This window comes from Propioniciclava sp. MC1683 (genome assembly GCF_014164675.1).
In the GTDB taxonomy this organism is placed as follows: Bacteria; Actinomycetota; Actinomycetes; order Propionibacteriales; family Propionibacteriaceae; genus Propioniciclava.
Genome location: NZ_JACJFX010000108.1, coordinates 1 through 878, shown reverse-complemented (window position 1 = coordinate 878; position 878 = coordinate 1). Strand labels below are relative to the sequence as shown.

At 68.1% G+C, this 878-nt stretch carries 1 pseudogene; it reads left to right on the top strand.

Going from position 1 to position 878, the window contains the following annotated elements:
• Positions 1-872 (top strand): annotated as a pseudogene (locus H5397_RS17455) (ISL3 family transposase); the annotation flags it as partial.
• Between the last annotated feature and the right edge of the window lie 6 nt (positions 873-878).

The following is an 878-nucleotide window of genomic DNA, read 5'->3' as shown; positions in this document are numbered from 1 at the left end:
CGGCACCCAGGTGCTGATCGGGCACCCCGGGGACGGCTCGACGGCGTCGAGGTGGTCGGCGTCGACGAACACGCCTGGCGGCACACACGCAAGGGCGACAAGTACGTGACGGTCATCATCGACCTCACCCCGATCAGGGACGGCACGGGCCCGGCCCGCTTGCTGGACTTGGTGGAGGGGCGTTCCAAGCAGGTGTTCAAGACCTGGCTCGAGGCCCGTACCGACCAGTTCCGCGCCCGGGTGCAGATCGTCGCCATGGACGGGTTCACCGGCTTCAAGACCGCCGCCGCCGACGCCATCCCCGACGCCACCGCCGTGATGGACCCTTCCATGTCGTCGCGCTAGCCGGCGACAAGCTCAACACCACCCGACAACGCGTCCAACGTGAACTCACTGGCGAACGCGGCCGCCGCGACGATCCGCTCTACAAGGCCCGACGCACCCTGCGCACCGGACGCACCCTGCTCACCGACCGGCAGAAGGCCCGCCTGGACGCCCTGTTCAGCAACGACGACGTCGCCGCCGTCGAGGTCACTTGGCTGGTCTACCAAGACATCATCGACGCCTACCGCACCCCCGACCGCCGCACCGGCAGGCAGCTCCTCACTCGGGTGATCGATCGCATCAAGACCGCAGTGCCCGAAGCCCTCGCCGAGCTGGCCCAGCTCGGTCGGACCCTGCACGCCCGACGCGACGACATCCTGGCCTGGTTCGACCACCCCGGATCATCCAACGGTCCCACCGAGGCGATCAACGGCAGGCTGGAACACCTTCGCGGCATCGCGCTGGGCTTCCGCAACCTCACCAACTACCGACTGCGGTCACTCCTCGAAGCCGGCGGCTTCCGACCCCTCATCCACTCTCTTTCGTGAAGAGCC